Source organism: Pseudomonas sp. KCJK9058 (assembly GCF_046230975.1).
Classification (GTDB): Bacteria; Pseudomonadota; Gammaproteobacteria; order Pseudomonadales; family Pseudomonadaceae; genus Aquipseudomonas; species Aquipseudomonas alloputida.
Genome location: NZ_JBJJLR010000003.1, coordinates 98,260 through 111,952, shown reverse-complemented (window position 1 = coordinate 111,952; position 13,693 = coordinate 98,260). Strand labels below are relative to the sequence as shown.

The following is a 13,693-nucleotide window of genomic DNA, read 5'->3' as shown; positions in this document are numbered from 1 at the left end:
AGCGTTTGCCTAGAGTACCGTAACAACTTTACCCGCAGTCTCAGGGCTGTTTGCCAGTACTTCAGGCGCGTGCCGGGTCAGAGGCGGAACTCGTGGCCCAGGTAAACTTCTTTGACCAAGTCGTTTGCCAGGATGGTTTCAGCGTCGCCTTCGGCGATCAATCGGCCATCGTTGACGATATAAGCGGTTTCGCAGATATCCAGGGTTTCACGCACGTTGTGGTCGGTAATCAGTACGCCGATACCTTTGGCCTTGAGGTGATGGATGATCTGCTTGATGTCGCCGACCGAAATCGGGTCGACACCGGCGAACGGTTCGTCCAGCAGGATGAACTTGGGTGCGGTCGCCAGGGCGCGCGCAATTTCGACGCGGCGGCGTTCACCACCGGACAGGCTCATGCCGAGGTTGTCCCGGATGTGGCTGATGTGGAACTCCTGCAGCAGGCTTTCCAGCTCTTTGCGGCGGCCGTCCCGGTCGAGGTCCTTGCGGGTCTCGAGGATGGCCATGATGTTGTCGGCGACCGACAGCTTGCGGAAAATCGAGGCTTCCTGCGGCAGGTAGCCGATACCGGCGCGAGCGCGGCCGTGCATGGGCTGGTGGCTGACATCGAGGTTGTCGATCAGTACGCGGCCCTGTTCGGCCTGGACCAGCCCGACAATCATGTAGAAGCAGGTGGTCTTGCCGGCGCCGTTGGGGCCGAGCAGGCCGACGATCTGGCCGCTGTCGATAGACAGGCTGACATCACGTACTACCTGCCGCCCCTTGTAGCTCTTTGCCAGGTGCTGGGCTTTGAGGGTTGCCATTTACTCGGCCTTCTTCTTGGGCTGGATCACCATGTCGATGCGCTGACGGGGTGTTGTCACATTGCCACCACGGCCGGCGGTCGCCACCTGGGTCTGAGTGTTGTAGACGATCTTTTCGCCTTCGGTGGTATTGCCTTCGCTCTCGACCTTGGCGCGGTCGGTGAGAATGACCAAGTCCTTCTGCGACTGGTACTGGATGGTTACGCCCCAGCCTTTCATCTTGTCCGGCTTGGCTGCGCTCTGCTGCTGCTCGAAGTAGGCCAGGTTGCCCACCGAGGTCACTACGTCGATATCGCCAGAGGCGGAGCGGGTAATGGTCACGGTGTTGCCTTTGATCATCATCGAACCCTGAGTGATGATCACGTCGCCGGTGTAAGTGGCCACGCCTTGTTTGTCATCCAGGTGAGCGTTGTCGGCCTGGATGCGGATAGGCTGGTCACGGTCGTTCGGCAGGGCGAGGGCGCTCGCGCTTCCCAGTGCTGCGCTCAGGCTGAGCAAAAGGGGGAGGGTTTTAACGAGCCTCATACTGTCCTCTTACGTTAGAGAGCAAGTCCATCTTGCCTTCTTTCAAATACGCTTTCATGCCTTTGCCCGTAGTGGTGCCTCCGGCGCCGTCGATTCTAACGGCTTGCTCGGTCTGCGCATATTGCTTCTGCGGGAACACGGTCATGCGTGAGCTGGTAATGATGGTTTCACGCTGCCTTTCATCGGTGCGGGCAATCCGTACCTTGTCGATCAGTTCGACCTCGGTACCGTCAGGATTGACCTCGGCGCGCGTGCTCTGCACATGCCACGGGTACTCGGTGCCGCGGTACAGGTGCAGGTCCGGTGTGGTCACCTGGGTGACTTCGCTGGTCTTGAGGTGTTCGATTCTGTCGGCGGTCATTTCGTATTGCAGCTTGCCGTCGGGCAGGAACTGCACGCTGTGGGCGTTGATCGCGTAGTAATCGATGGCGCTTTCGTCGACTTGGGCCACGGGCTTGTCGAGGAAGCTTTCCGGGCTGACATTCCAGTAGCCAATGGCTACCAACAGGGCGGCTATCGCCCCCAGCAGCACAATGTTTCGGGCTTTCTTGCTGAGCATGGGCAGCCTTACAGGTAGTTGGCGTTGGCAGCGTCCAGGGTGCCCTGGGCCTGCATGATCAATTCGCAGAATTCACGGGCCGCGCCTTCGCCGCCACGTGCCTGGGTCACGCCGTGGGCGTGCTGGCGTACGAACGGTGCGGCGTTGGCTACGGCCATGCCCAGAGCCACTCGGCGAATCACCGGCAGGTCGGGCAGGTCGTCGCCCAAGTAAGCCACTTGATCATAGCTTAGGCCCAGTTCGGCGAGCAGGCCGTCAAGCACCACCAATTTGTCCTCCCGGCCTTGGTAGAGGTGCGGGATGCCGAGGTTACTGGCCCGGCGTTCGACCACTGGGGTCTTGCGCCCGCTGATGATCGCGGTGGTCACGCCCGAGGCCATGAGCATCTTGATGCCCTGGCCGTCGAGGGTATTGAACGTCTTGAATTCGCTGCCATCCTCGAGGAAGTACAGGCGCCCGTCGGTGAGCACGCCGTCCACGTCGAAGACTGCCAGCTTGATGCCTTTGCCGCGTTGCATGAGGTCCTGGTTCATTCCATCGCTCCTTTACATTACGCCGGCGCGCAGCAGGTCATGCATGTTCAGGGCGCCGGTCGGGCGGTCTTCACGGTCCACCACCACCAGGGCGTTGATCTTGTGGTCTTCCATTATCTTCAGGGCTTCGGCGGCGAGCATGTCGGCACGCGCAGTCTTGCCATGAACGGTCATGACCTGGTCGATCAGGGTGGTGCGCACATCGATATTGCGGTCCAGGCTGCGGCGCAGGTCACCGTCGGTGAAGATCCCGGCCAGTTTGCCATCGGCTTCGACGATCACGGTCATGCCCAAACCTTTGTGGGACATTTCCAGCAGCGCGTCCTTGAGCAGGGTGCCGCGTGATACTTGAGGTAGATCGTCGCCGGCGTGCATCACGTTCTCGACCTTCAGCAGCAGGCGGCGGCCCAGCGCGCCTCCCGGGTGCGAGAAGGCGAAGTCCTCGGCGGTGAAGCCCCGGGCTTCGAGCAAGGCGATGGCCAAGGCGTCGCCCAGTACCAGCGCTGCCGTGGTGGAGGAGGTGGGGGCCAGGTTCAGCGGGCAGGCCTCTTGTGCGACACGTGCGTCAAGGTTGACCTCGGCGGCCTGGGCCAGCGGCGAGTCCGGGTTGCCGGTCAGGCTGATCAGCTTGATGCCAAGGCGTTTGATGAACGGCAGCAGGGTGACGATTTCGGCGGTGCTGCCGGAGTTCGACAGCGCAAGGATGACATCATCCCGGGTGATCATGCCCATGTCGCCATGGCTGGCTTCGGCCGGATGCACGAAAAACGCCGGTGTGCCGGTGCTGGCCAGGGTCGCGGCGATCTTGTTGCCGATGTGCCCGGACTTGCCCATGCCGACCACGACGACCCGGCCCTTGCTGGTCAGAATCAGTTCGCAGGCTTTGACGAAATTGTCGTCGATGCGCGCCAAAAGGGCCTCTACGGCCTCGAGTTCCAGGCGCAGAGTGCGTTGGGCGGATTGGATCAGCTCGCTGGATTGGCTCATGTCGAAAAAGCAATGCCTGATGAAAGGGCGACGATTATACGCGCAATGATGAAAACCCTCACCTCCTCGATTGTTGCAGTGAATACCACCAAAGCCTGTCCCTGGGCTGAACGACTGCTTGCCCGGCCTTGGGGCGGGGCTGTCAGCGGTGCTATAGTTCGCCGCTATTCGGCCTGTCAGGGGTGCGTGTGCCTTCCAGATGGAGGCCGGCGTCCATTAGGACGAGGCTGCATTAGCAAGGAGTCTAGATGAGTGTGGATAGCGCCTACGCGGTCGAGTTGAAGGGTGTAACCTTCAAACGTGGTTCGCGCAGCATTTTCAGCAACGTGGACATCAGCATCCCGCGCGGCAAGGTCACCGGCATCATGGGGCCATCGGGTTGCGGCAAGACGACGTTGCTCCGCCTGATGGGCGCACAGTTGCGTCCCGCGAGCGGTGAGGTATGGGTTGCCGGGCAGAACCTGCCGACGCTGTCGCGCAGCGACCTGTTCGACGCCCGCAAGCAGATGGGCGTGCTGTTCCAGAGCGGCGCGTTGTTCACCGACCTCGATGTGTTCGAGAACGTCGCGTTCCCGCTGCGCGTGCATACTCAGCTGTCGGACGAAATGATCCGTGACATCGTGTTGATGAAGCTGCAGGCCGTGGGCCTGCGCGGTGCCATCGACCTGATGCCCGACGAGCTGTCCGGTGGCATGAAGCGCCGTGTGGCACTGGCCCGGGCGATTGCCCTGGACCCGCAGATCCTCATGTACGACGAACCGTTCGTCGGCCAGGACCCGATCGCCATGGGGGTACTGGTCCGCCTGATTCGCCTGCTCAACGATGCCCTGGGCATCACCAGCATCGTGGTTTCCCATGACCTGGCAGAAACCGCCAGCATCGCCGACTACATTTACGTGGTAGGTGACGGCCAAGTGCTGGGCCAGGGGACGCCTGATGAGCTGATGGGTTCGGACAATCCACGGATCCGCCAATTCATGAAAGGCGACCCGGATGGCCCGGTTCCCTTCCACTTTCCCGCGCCTGACTACCGCGCCGACCTGCTGGGGGCGCGTTGATGCGCAGAAAATCCTTACTCGAACGTGTCCGCCTGCTGGGCCGCTCGGCAATCGACGTGCTGGCCGTGCTCGGGCGTTCGTGCCTGTTCCTGTTCCATGCGCTGGTTGGTCGCGGTGGTATTGGCGGCGGCTTCCAGCTGCTGACCAAGCAGTTGTACTCGGTGGGTGTGCTGTCGCTGGCGATCGTCGTCGTGTCCGGTGTGTTCATCGGCATGGTGCTGGCGCTGCAGGGCTACAGCATCCTGACCAAGTACGGCTCGGAGCAGGCGGTAGGGCAGATGGTCGCCCTGACCCTGCTGCGTGAACTTGGCCCGGTGGTAACGGCGTTGCTGTTTGCCGGGCGTGCCGGTTCCGCGTTGACCGCCGAAATCGGCAACATGAAGTCCACCGAGCAGTTGTCGAGCCTGGAAATGATCGGTGTCGACCCGCTCAAGTACATCGTTGCGCCACGCCTGTGGGCCGGTTTCATCTCGCTGCCGCTGTTGGCGCTGATCTTCAGCGTGGTCGGTATCTGGGGTGGCTCGTGGGTGGCGGTGGACTGGCTGGGTGTCTACGAGGGCTCGTTCTGGGCCAACATGCAGAACAGTGTTTCTTTCACTGACGACGTGCTCAACGGGCTGGTCAAGAGCCTGGTGTTTGCTTTCGTCTCGACCTGGATCGCCGTATTCCAGGGGTACGACTGTGAGCCCACCTCAGAAGGGATCAGTCGTGCAACCACCAAGACCGTGGTCTATGCCTCGTTGGCAGTGCTGGGTCTGGACTTTATTCTGACCGCCTTGATGTTTGGAGATTTCTGATGCAAAACCGCACCCTGGAAATCGGTGTCGGCCTGTTCCTCCTGGCCGGGATCCTGGCGCTGCTGCTGCTGGCCCTGCGTGTCAGCGGGCTGTCGGCCAGCCCGACCACTGATACCTATAAAGTTTATGCGTACTTCGACAATATCGCCGGTTTGACGGTCAGAGCTAAAGTGACCATGGCCGGTGTGACCATCGGCAAGGTCACCGCCATCGATCTGGACCGTGATTCCTACACCGGTCGGGTGACGTTGCAGCTGGACAAGTCGGTCGATAACCTGCCGACCGACTCCACTGCCTCGATCCTGACCGCCGGTTTGCTTGGTGAGAAGTACATCGGCATCAGCGTGGGCGGTGAAGACGATGTCCTCAAGGATGGTTCAACCATCCATGACACTCAGTCGGCACTGGTGCTGGAAGATCTGATTGGCAAGTTCCTGCTCAACTCTGTTGGCAAGGAACCGAAAGAAGCGCAACCGGCTAATTAAGGAGTACCCATGATTTCGATCCTGCGACGTGGCTTGCTGGTGCTGCTGGCGGCCTTCCCCCTGCTGGCCCTGGCTGTGCAGACACCGCACGAAGTGGTTCAAAGCACCACCAATGAACTGCTCGGCGACCTCAAGGCCAACAAGGAACAGTACAAGTCCAACCCCAACGCCTTCTATGACTCGCTCAACCGCATTCTCGGCCCGGTGGTGGATGCCGACGGTATCTCGCGTAGCATCATGACCGTGAAGTACTCGCGCAAGGCGACCCCGGAGCAGATGCAGCGCTTCCAGGAAAACTTCAAGCGCAGCCTGATGCAGTTCTATGGCAATGCCTTGCTCGAGTACAACAACCAGGGCATCACTGTCGACCCGGCTAAAGCCGATGACGGCAAGCGCGCCAGTGTCGGCATGAAGGTTACCGGCAACAACGGTGCCGTGTACCCCGTGCAGTACACCCTGGAGAACATTGGCGGCGAGTGGAAGGTGCGTAACGTGATCGTCAACGGCATCAACATCGGCAAGCTGTTCCGTGACCAGTTCGCCGATGCCATGCAGCGCAACGGCAATGACCTGGACAAGACCATCGACGGCTGGGCTGGCGAAGTGGCCAAGGCCAAGCAGGCTGCCGACAACTCGCCAGAGAAGACCGTCAAATGAGCGAGGCCGCTGTAAGCATGGCAGAGCCGGGCGTGCTGCGTCTGGCTGGCGTGCTGGATTACCGCAGCGGCCCGGCCTTGCGCAAGCAAGGCAAGGTGCTGATCGATGGCTCGCGCGAGCCGCGACTGGTGCTTGATTGCTCGGCTGTCGAGAAGTCGTCGAGTGTCGGCTTGTCGTTATTGCTTGCGTACATGCGTGATGCTCAGGCCACTGGCAAGGCGTGCGAAGTGCGTGGCATGCCTGACGACATGCGGGAAATTGCCGAGGTCTATGATCTCGATGAAGTGCTGGCAAGCTAGTGGCCCGGCACGGATGATGGCCCCTCGGTCAGCGAAGCCTTCGTTGGGCTTCGCAGGCGAGGGGCTTTTTTGTATGATGGCCGACCCGTGCGCATCGGGCGCCGATTGAGGTTGAGCATGCAGGCCGTAGAAGTTAAAAGCTTCCTTGAAGAGAAATTGCCGGGTTCCCGGGTCGAAGTTGAAGGCGAAGGCTGCAACTTCCAGTTGAACGTGATCAGCGACGAGTTGGCTGGCCTGAGTCCGGTCAAACGCCAGCAGGCGATCTATGCTCACCTGAATCCGTGGATCGCCAATGGCAGCATCCATGCGGTAACCATGAAATTTTTCAGCAGCGCAGCCTGGGCTGAGCGCACCTGAGCCAACTTGGCGGCGAGACTCCAATGGACAAACTGATTATTACTGGCGGCGCTCGCCTTGACGGCGAGATCCGCATTTCGGGCGCGAAAAACGCAGCCCTGCCGATTCTGGCAGCGACCCTGCTGGCCGATGGCCCGGTCACCGTGGGCAACCTGCCGCACCTGCACGACATCACCACCATGATCGAGCTGTTCGGGCGCATGGGCATCGAGCCTGTGATCGACGAAAAGCTGTCGGTGGAGATCGATCCACGCACCATCAAGACCCTGGTCGCGCCGTACGAGCTGGTCAAGACCATGCGCGCCTCGATCCTGGTGCTGGGCCCGATGGTTGCCCGTTTCGGCGAAGCCGAAGTGGCCCTGCCTGGCGGTTGCGCCATTGGCTCGCGCCCGGTCGATCTGCACATCCGTGGCCTTGAGGCCATGGGGGCGAAGATCGAAGTGGAGGGCGGCTACATCAAGGCCAAGGCGCCTGAAGGTGGCCTGCGTGGCGCGCACTTCTTCTTCGACACCGTCAGCGTGACCGGTACCGAGAACATCATGATGGCCGCTGCCTTGGCCAAGGGCCGCAGCGTGTTGCAGAACGCCGCGCGTGAGCCTGAAGTGGTCGATCTGGCCAACTTCATCAACGCCATGGGCGGGAACATTCAGGGCGCAGGTACCGACACCATCACCATCGACGGTGTCGAACGACTGGATTCGGCCAACTACCGCGTCATGCCGGACCGCATCGAGACCGGTACCTACCTGGTTGCCGCTGCCGTGACCGGTGGCCGCGTCAAGGTCAAGGACACCGACCCTACCATCCTTGAAGCCGTGCTTGAAAAACTCAAGGAAGCGGGTGCCGACATCAACACCGGCGAGGACTGGATCGAACTGGACATGCATGGCAAGCGGCCGAAAGCCGTGAACCTGCGTACTGCCCCGTATCCGGCGTTCCCGACTGACATGCAGGCGCAGTTCATCTCGCTGAACGCCATTGCCGAAGGCACTGGCGCGGTAATCGAGACCATCTTCGAAAACCGCTTCATGCATGTTTACGAAATGCACCGCATGGGCGCGCAGATCCAGGTCGAAGGCAACACCGCCATCGTCACTGGCGTCAAGGCGCTGAAGGGTGCCCCGGTCATGGCCACCGACCTGCGTGCTTCCGCCAGCCTGGTGCTGTCGGCGCTGGTTGCCGAAGGCGATACCCTGATCGATCGCATCTACCACATCGACCGTGGTTACGAGTGCATCGAGGAAAAACTGCAGATGCTCGGCGCGAAAATCCGCCGCGTACCGGGCTAGTACCCCGCGGGTGCAAGGACGCACCTTTTGAATTGAATGCGGCCAGGTCGATGACCTGGCCGGCAGCAGCCGCTTAAGGACCGACGTTCCAATGTTGACCATCGCGCTTTCCAAAGGCCGTATTCTCGACGATACCTTGCCGTTGCTCGCCGAGGCCGGCATCGTGCCGACCGAAAACCCGGACAAGAGTCGCAAACTGATCATCCCCACCACGCAGGACGATGTGCGCCTGCTGATCGTGCGTGCCACTGACGTGCCGACCTATGTCGAGCATGGTGCTGCCGACCTGGGTGTGGCCGGCAAGGACGTGCTGATGGAGTACGGCGGCCAGGGCCTGTATGAGCCTCTGGACCTGCAGATTGCTCAATGCAAGCTGATGACCGCGGGCGTAGTCGGCGCCGCCGAGCCCAAGGGCCGCCTGCGTGTGGCCACCAAGTTCGTCAACGTAGCCAAGCGTTACTATGCCGAACAAGGTCGCCAGGTCGACATCATCAAGCTGTATGGCTCGATGGAGCTGGCGCCGCTGATCAACCTTGCCGACAAGATCATCGACGTGGTCGACACCGGCAACACCCTGCGTGCCAACGGCCTGGAACCCCAGGAACTGATCGCCACGATCAGCTCGCGCCTGGTGGTCAACAAAGCCTCCATGAAAATGCAGCACGCCCGTATCCAGAGCCTGATCGACACGCTGCGTCAAGCGGTCGAATCGCGACACCGCGGTTGACTCCTGCGCGCGACCTTCGCTGTCGCGCCCGTCTATCCGCGTCATAGCCATTTTTCTCGGGTGCCCGCGCGGATGGACTGGTAGCTTGGGATTGTGCGAAAAGTCGCCGAGCGGCGATCATGCAAGAACGAAAACAGGCGAGGAACGGCCGGGGTCGCGCCCGACTTTGCTGGTTGCAAATGAGCATTCCAAGCCTGTTTTTAACGTAGCATGATCGTCGCGCAGGCACTTTTCGCACAATCCCCTAGGGCGCCTGAGCATTCGCTAATATTACGAGGCCCTCGCCATGACCGTGTCCACTGCAATTGCCCGTCTCAACGCCGCTGATCCGGATTTCGCCCGACATCTGGATCATCTGCTGAGCTGGGAAAGTGTGTCCGATGACGCGGTCAATCAGCGCGTGCTCGACATCATCAAGGCCGTGCGTGAACGCGGTGATGCGGCGCTGGTGGAATTCACCCAGCGCTTCGATGGTGTTGACGCCAAGTCGATTGACGACCTGATCCTCAATCGCGCGCGCCTGGAACTGGCGCTGACCCGTATTACACCGGTCCAGCGCGAGGCCCTGGAAAAGGCCGCCAACCGTGTGCGCATTTATCACGAGCGGCAGAAGCAGGATTCCTGGCAGTACACCGAGGCCGACGGCACCGTGCTCGGCCAGAAGGTCACCCCGCTGGACCGTGCTGGCCTGTATGTGCCGGGCGGCAAGGCGTCGTACCCGTCGTCGGTGCTGATGAACGCCATCCCGGCCAAGGTCGCGGGCGTGGCTGAAGTGGTGATGGTGGTACCGACCCCGCGTGGTGAGGTCAACGAGCTGGTGCTGGCGGCTGCCTGCATCGCCGGTGTCGACCGGGTGTTCACCGTCGGTGGTGCCCAGGCCGTGGCTGCGCTGGCCTACGGTACTGAAAGCGTGCCGCAGGTGGACAAGATCGTCGGCCCGGGCAACATCTACGTTGCCACCGCCAAACGCCACGTGTTCGGCCAGGTAGGCATTGACATGATCGCCGGCCCCTCGGAAATTCTCGTGGTGTGCGACGGTCAGACCGACCCGGACTGGATTGCCATGGACCTGTTCTCCCAGGCCGAGCACGACGAAGACGCCCAGGCCATCCTGGTCAGCCCGGATGCCGCCTTCCTCGATCGTGTGGCTGCCAGCATCGACAAGCTGATGCCGACCATGGAACGTGCCGATATCATCGAGAAGTCGATCAATGGCCGTGGTGCGCTGATCCAGGTGCGTGACATGCAGCAGGCCATGGACGTGGCCAACCGCATTGCACCGGAGCACCTGGAGCTGTCGGTGGCCGAACCGCAAGCCTGGCTGCCACACATTCGCCACGCTGGCGCGATCTTCATGGGCCGCCACACCAGCGAAGCGCTGGGCGATTACTGCGCTGGCCCTAACCACGTGCTGCCCACTTCAGGTACCGCGCGTTTTTCGTCGCCGCTGGGGGTGTATGACTTCCAGAAGCGTTCGTCGATCATCTTCTGCTCCGAACAGGGCGCGTCCGAACTGGGCCACACTGCCTCGGTCCTGGCCCGTGGCGAGTCGCTGACCGCCCACGCCCGCAGCGCTGAATACCGTATCCTGACCCAAGAGAAGGGGAACTGAGCATGAGTCGATTCTGGAGCCCCTTCGTCAAGGACCTGGTGCCTTACGTGCCGGGCGAGCAACCCAAGCTGGCCCGCCTGGTCAAGCTGAACACCAACGAAAACCCCTATGGCCCGTCGCCCAAGGCGCTGGAGGCCATGCGCGGCGAGCTGAACGATAACCTGCGCCTGTACCCGGACCCGAACGGTGACCGTCTCAAGCAAGCGGTGGCCGAGTACTACGGCGTGACCCCGGCGCAAGTGTTTGTCGGCAACGGCTCGGACGAGGTGCTGGCGCACATCTTCCACGGCCTGTTCCAGCACGATGCGCCCCTGCTGTTCCCGGACATCAGCTACAGCTTCTACCCGGTGTACTGCGGCCTGTACGGCATTGCCTTCGAACAGGTGGCGCTGGATGAGCAGTTCCAGATCCGCATTGAGGACTACAAAAAGCCCAACGCTGGCATCATCTTCCCCAACCCCAACGCGCCGACCGGTTGCCTGATGCCGTTGCAGGTGGTGGAGCAGCTGCTGCAGGCCAACCGTGATTCGGTGGTGGTGGTGGATGAGGCCTACATCGATTTCGGTGGTGAAACCGCGATCAGCCTGGTGGACCGCTACGATAACCTGCTGGTTACCCAGACGCTTTCGAAGTCGCGCTCGCTGGCGGGGCTGCGAGTGGGCCTGGCGGTGGGGCACCCGGACCTGATCGAGGCCTTGGAGCGGATCAAGAACAGCTTCAACTCCTATCCGCTTGACCGTGCAGCTATCGTCGGTGCGGCGGTGGCGTTCGAAGACCGTGAGTACTTCGAGGACACCTGCCGCAAGGTGATAGACAGCCGGGAGGTGTTGGTCGGTCAGCTGCAGGCCAAGGGCTTTGAGGTGCTGCCGTCGGCTGCCAACTTCATTTTCGCCCGCCACCCGCAGCAGGATGCCGGCGAGCTGGCGGCACGCCTGCGCGAGCAGGGCGTGATCGTGCGTCACTTCAAGCAGCCGCGTATTGCCCAGTTCCTGCGGATTACCATCGGTACGCCGGAAATGAACCAGGCACTGCTGGATGCGTTGAGCTGACGTGTAGGAGCGGGTTTACCCGCGAATACGGTAGCGGCGGCAACGGTGAACGGCGGGTGGAAACTGGCCAGCAGGCCCGGCTCATTCGCGGGTGAACCCGCTCCTACAACAGCCTGTGCGCGTCCATCGTAGGAGCGGGTTTACCCGCGAATACGGTAGCGGTGGCAACGGTGAACGGCGGGTGGAAACTGGCCAGCAGGCCCGGCCCATTCGCGGGTGAACCCGCTCCTACAACAGCCTGTGCGCGTCCATCGTAGGAGCGGGTTTACCCGCGAATACGGTAGCGGCGGCAACGGTGAACGGCGGGTGGAATCTGGCCAGCAGGCCCGGCCCATTCGCGGGTGAACCCGCTCCTACAACAGCCTGTGCGCGTCCAATGTAGGAGCGGGTTTACCCGCGAATACGGTAGCGGCGGCAGCGGCGAACGGCCGGTGGAAATTTGCCAGCAGGCCCGGCCCATTCGCGGGTGAACCCGCTCCTACAACAGCCTGTGCGCGTCCAATGTAGGAGCGGGTTTACCCGCGAATACGGTAGCGGCGGCAACGGTGAACGGCGGGTGGAAACTGGCCAGCAGGGCCGGCCCTTTCGCGGGTGAACCCGCTCCTACGGGGATCGCGCCAGCCCTTGAGAAACGACAGAACTGTTGCTTCTCAAGGGCTTAATAGCGGCGGTCTTCGATCACAAATGGCTTGGCTGCCGGCCTGTTGCGCACCGCCGCCGGTGTACCATCCAGCACCAGTACATAATCGTTCTGCTTGTCCATCCCCTCCGGATCGATCCATTGGTCGTCTCTGGCCGCAACCTGGGCAACCACATGGCCGTTCTTGATAATGGTCAGATAACCCTTGGCGTTACTGTTCCAGCGTAGCCGTCCTTTGTTTTCATCGGCCCGCGCCTTGCGCACGCCGGTATCACCCAGTAAAGGCGTGCCGTCCAATAGCCATTCCGGCTGCAGCTTGAGGCCCATGTGACGCAGCACCGTGGACGCTACCGAGGTCTGCGCGGGAAGCCCGTACAGGCCGCCGGGCCCAGGCATCTCCACAGGAATGCTCAGCTCGGTCAGTTCCTGATTCAACGGCTTATTGCTGGCGATGAAGATACTCTTTTCCTGCTCCGAAGCGCCGCTATGGCCTTTCCCCCAATAGTCCCGGCCATGGTTGGTGCTGACGAGTACCAGCCAGTCTTCCTGTGGGAACATGCGACGCCGCTGGTCTACCTTGTCCAATAGCCGCCCGATCTCGCTGTCGGCCTTGCGCAACGCCCGCGCATAGTGCTCACCATAACCCCTTTGATGGCCGATCTGGTCAGGTTCGTCCAGTTGAATGAACGTGAAGTCAGCGGGTGTGTCACCCAGGATCTGCAACGTACGCGCAATCACCTGTTCATCTGGCAAACCACTTTCGCGTACATCGGCGTCATGGGCGTCCTCCAGCAGAAATGCCGTGTTGATGGGTGACCAGTTGACGATGCTGGAGAGGTAGGCATTGGGGTAGGCCAGGCGTAGCCGCTTGAACAGGCTGGGAAACGCCGGGTTGACCCGTTGCGAGTCGTCGTCCGATTCAACGCCATGCTTGTTGCTCCACACGCCGGTCAGCAAAGTGATCCAGCCAGGGCCGCTCAACGTGAGCTGCTCGCTGGCTTTACCATTGATACCCCCGGCGTAAGCCTTGCCGTAGTAAAGCCGCTGCTCCAGGTTGGTTGCATCGCCCAGTTGCAAATACTGCTGCAGTTGCACGCCATCAAGGCCGATGAGCAAGGTCTTGGGGCGGCTCGGGTGTCGGGCCGGGTCACAGCCTGGCTGCAGGGCCAGGAACAGCAGTAACAGCAAACTCGCCATTCGCATGTGGGCGCATCCTTGAAAGCACGCAACGAGCGTTGCAACAAAGCGGCATGCCCACAACTGGCAGAAATACCAGGTGGTTTACGTCTTCGCCTGCAATCCAGTAAGCTGCGGCA

At 61.4% G+C, this 13,693-nt stretch carries 16 protein-coding genes; 10 read left to right on the top strand and 6 right to left on the bottom strand.

All coding sequences use genetic code 11. The annotated features are described in order from the left end of the window. Positions 1-77 precede the first annotated feature (77 nt). The 5 genes from lptB to ACK59Z_RS03545 are packed head-to-tail and all read right to left on the bottom strand — an operon-like array spanning position 78 to position 3,407. A complete protein-coding gene (gene lptB, locus ACK59Z_RS03565; RefSeq protein ID WP_003255132.1) occupies positions 78-803 on the bottom strand; it encodes an LPS export ABC transporter ATP-binding protein in 726 nt (241 codons plus the stop codon). After that, a complete protein-coding gene (gene lptA, locus ACK59Z_RS03560; protein WP_003255131.1) occupies positions 804-1,328 on the bottom strand; it encodes a lipopolysaccharide transport periplasmic protein LptA in 525 nt (174 codons plus the stop codon). Then, on the bottom strand, positions 1,315-1,887 hold the full coding sequence (lptC, locus tag ACK59Z_RS03555; RefSeq protein WP_003255130.1) for an LPS export ABC transporter periplasmic protein LptC: 573 nt from the start codon (positions 1,885-1,887) through the stop codon (positions 1,315-1,317). Before lptC ends, lptA begins: the two co-directional genes overlap by 14 nt. Positions 1,888-1,895: 8 nt before the next feature. Further along, entirely contained in the window at positions 1,896-2,420 is a 525-nt protein-coding gene (locus ACK59Z_RS03550; RefSeq protein WP_003255129.1) for an HAD family hydrolase, read from the bottom strand. 12 nt (positions 2,421-2,432) lie between these two features. After that, positions 2,433-3,407: a KpsF/GutQ family sugar-phosphate isomerase gene (locus ACK59Z_RS03545; RefSeq protein ID WP_108192157.1), complete on the bottom strand. Its 975-nt coding sequence runs from the start codon at positions 3,405-3,407 to the stop codon at positions 2,433-2,435. Positions 3,408-3,655: 248 nt separating this feature from the next. Here ACK59Z_RS03545 and ACK59Z_RS03540 point away from each other — a divergent pair, with 248 nt between their 5' ends. From ACK59Z_RS03540 to hisC, 10 genes are all read left to right on the top strand, one after another. After that, on the top strand, positions 3,656-4,465 hold the full coding sequence (locus tag ACK59Z_RS03540; protein ID WP_003255127.1) for an ATP-binding cassette domain-containing protein: 810 nt from the start codon (positions 3,656-3,658) through the stop codon (positions 4,463-4,465). Then, entirely contained in the window at positions 4,465-5,262 is a 798-nt protein-coding gene (gene mlaE, locus ACK59Z_RS03535; RefSeq protein WP_003255125.1) for a lipid asymmetry maintenance ABC transporter permease subunit MlaE, read from the top strand. Before ACK59Z_RS03540 ends, mlaE begins: the two co-directional genes overlap by 1 nt. Continuing rightward, positions 5,262-5,747 (top strand): outer membrane lipid asymmetry maintenance protein MlaD, encoded by a 486-nt coding sequence (gene mlaD, locus ACK59Z_RS03530; protein WP_003255124.1) that lies wholly within the window; start codon positions 5,262-5,264, stop codon positions 5,745-5,747. Before mlaE ends, mlaD begins: the two co-directional genes overlap by 1 nt. Positions 5,748-5,756: 9 nt before the next feature. Then, positions 5,757-6,404: a phospholipid-binding protein MlaC gene (locus tag ACK59Z_RS03525; RefSeq protein WP_003255123.1), complete on the top strand. Its 648-nt coding sequence runs from the start codon at positions 5,757-5,759 to the stop codon at positions 6,402-6,404. Continuing rightward, positions 6,401-6,703 carry a lipid asymmetry maintenance protein MlaB gene (locus tag ACK59Z_RS03520; protein WP_003255122.1) on the top strand — a complete coding sequence of 101 codons (303 nt, stop codon included), beginning with the start codon at positions 6,401-6,403 and terminating at the stop codon, positions 6,701-6,703. The genes ACK59Z_RS03525 and ACK59Z_RS03520 overlap by 4 nt, the downstream gene beginning before the upstream one ends. A gap of 117 nt (positions 6,704-6,820) precedes the next feature. Further along, on the top strand, positions 6,821-7,060 hold the full coding sequence (locus ACK59Z_RS03515; RefSeq protein WP_003255121.1) for a BolA family protein: 240 nt from the start codon (positions 6,821-6,823) through the stop codon (positions 7,058-7,060). 23 nt (positions 7,061-7,083) lie between these two features. After that, positions 7,084-8,349: a UDP-N-acetylglucosamine 1-carboxyvinyltransferase gene (gene murA, locus ACK59Z_RS03510; protein WP_003255119.1), complete on the top strand. Its 1,266-nt coding sequence runs from the start codon at positions 7,084-7,086 to the stop codon at positions 8,347-8,349. Between the two features lie 91 nt (positions 8,350-8,440). Further along, positions 8,441-9,076 carry an ATP phosphoribosyltransferase gene (hisG, locus tag ACK59Z_RS03505; protein ID WP_003255118.1) on the top strand — a complete coding sequence of 212 codons (636 nt, stop codon included), beginning with the start codon at positions 8,441-8,443 and terminating at the stop codon, positions 9,074-9,076. A gap of 286 nt (positions 9,077-9,362) precedes the next feature. Continuing rightward, a complete protein-coding gene (gene hisD, locus ACK59Z_RS03500) occupies positions 9,363-10,688 on the top strand; it encodes a histidinol dehydrogenase (protein WP_019750561.1) in 1,326 nt (441 codons plus the stop codon). 2 nt (positions 10,689-10,690) lie between these two features. After that, a complete protein-coding gene (gene hisC, locus ACK59Z_RS03495) occupies positions 10,691-11,737 on the top strand; it encodes a histidinol-phosphate transaminase (protein ID WP_004574500.1) in 1,047 nt (348 codons plus the stop codon). Positions 11,738-12,395: 658 nt separating this feature from the next. Here hisC and ACK59Z_RS03490 read toward each other — a convergent pair. Continuing rightward, positions 12,396-13,580 (bottom strand): alkaline phosphatase family protein, encoded by a 1,185-nt coding sequence (locus ACK59Z_RS03490; RefSeq protein ID WP_108192156.1) that lies wholly within the window; start codon positions 13,578-13,580, stop codon positions 12,396-12,398. Between the last annotated feature and the right edge of the window lie 113 nt (positions 13,581-13,693).